The sequence below is a fragment of the Nocardiopsis potens DSM 45234 genome (assembly GCF_000341105.1).
Classification (GTDB): domain Bacteria; phylum Actinomycetota; class Actinomycetes; order Streptosporangiales; family Streptosporangiaceae; genus Nocardiopsis_A; species Nocardiopsis_A potens.
In genome coordinates this window covers 1-1721 of record NZ_ANBB01000026.1, presented here as the reverse complement: position 1 = coordinate 1721, position 1721 = coordinate 1, and the positions used below count along the sequence as shown (strand labels likewise).

1 protein-coding gene is annotated in these 1721 nt (G+C 77.6%); it reads right to left on the bottom strand.

Annotated elements, in window-relative coordinates; translation table 11 throughout:
• Positions 1–727 precede the first annotated feature (727 nt).
• The coding region (locus D459_RS35820) for a hypothetical protein (protein ID WP_040709761.1) at positions 728–1721 on the bottom strand (994 nt) is incomplete at its 5' end.

Here is a 1721-nt window from a genome sequence, read left to right as displayed (position 1 = left end):
GGGCCGGTGACCGCGGCCCCCGCCCCTCTCCCGCCCTCGCCGCCCGCCTGAAGCCCCGCCCCGCGAGGCGCCGCGCCCGGCTGGGACGCCCGGCCCCGCCCCTTCCTTCGCCGTCGCCGCCGGTTTGAGCCGCCACCCCGTGGGGCGCCGCACCGGACCGACCGGCCGGTCCCCTCCCGCCTTCGCTGCCTGCTTGAACCTTCGCTCCGCGAGACGCCGCACCCGGGTGAGACCTGCGCCCCGGCCCTCCCCTCGCCGTCGCCGCCTGCTTGAACCCTCACCCCGTGGGGCGCCGCACCGGACCGACCAGCCGGTCTCCCCTCCCGCCGTCGCCGCCTGCTTGAGCCCCCGCCCCGCGAGACGCCGCACTCGGCTGGGGCGCCCGGCCACGCCCCCTACCGCTGCCGTCGCCGCCTGCTTGAACCGTCACTCCGCGAGGCGCCGCGCCCGACCGACCGGCCGGTGCCCCTTCCCGCTCTCGCCGCCCGTCTTAAGCCCCACGGCGCCGCGCTCGGCCGGTCTCCCCTCCCGCCCCTCGTCCCTCCCCGAATTCCTCCTTCTCCTCGCTGCAACGGCCACTTGACGACAAGGCCGGCCGGGGCGGCGACATCACCAAGATCATCGCCCGGGGACGGATTTCCCCGCCGACGATCCGAGGCCCTTTCTGCAAGGTGCGAAGGAACGCCCGAATTCTCTCGTTTACGACGTAGATTCGTAGATCGGGGGATCAGTCCGGATCGGCGGTGAACTCCAGTGCCCAGTCGGCGAATTCCGGGGTGTCCACGAAACCGGCGGTGACCAGGGCGAACCCGGGGACCTCCAGGAGCACCGCCGGGGCTGCGACCGCCGCGATGTCGATCGCGTCCTGCCGGGTGGAGGACTTGCGCCAGCGCGGGTGCAGTGCGTGCAGGTCGGCGATGCGGCCGACGGCGGTGCGGACCGCCTTCCGGGCCGGGCGGCGGGCGCCCGGCAGCCACCCGCGGAATCCGGGCCAGGCCCGCCTGCAGTACCGGCGCAGCTCGGGCAGGCCGGCCAGCGGGGCGAAGTCCGGCGCGGACGCGGCGAAGTCGGCCAGGGCCCGGTGCGCGTCCGCCCCCGAGGCCGACGGGGCCCCGTCCCACCACCGGTCCCACTCCCGGCGGACCGCGGGACCCGCATCGGGGCGCGCCGTCGGGGAGCCGAGCAGCTCGCGGCCGGGGATCCCCGGGTGGGCGAAGGCGTACCACTGGGCCGCGGCGCCCGCCCCCGGGAAGACCCGGTGGTCGCCGATGTCGGCCGGCCCCCGCCTGCCGGGGCGGGTCGGGCCGGTCGGGCCGAACCAGCCCGGCGGCTCGCCGCGCTCCGGCGCGGACGCGGTGAACGCGCGCAGCCAGGGCAGGTACTGCTCGGAGAGCACGAACCCGAGAGTGACCGCGGCCCGGCCGGGCTCCTCGCGGAGCACCACGGGCACCGACAGGCCCAGCACGTCCAGCCGGACGGCCTGCCCGTAGGTCGGGGCCGGGGACGAGCGCGCCGGGACGTCGGCGAAGACACCGGCGCCGACCAGCCCGAACGCCCGGAACCAGCGGTGGAACGCGGGCCAGCCCCGCTCGCAGTGCCGGCGCAGCTCAGGCCAGCGCGCCAGCGGGGCGAAGTCCGGGGCCCGCGCGGTGGACGGCCCCTCCCCGACCAGCATCTGCGGCCGCGCGGGCGGGACCTGCCCGCTGAGCACCGCCTCCTGC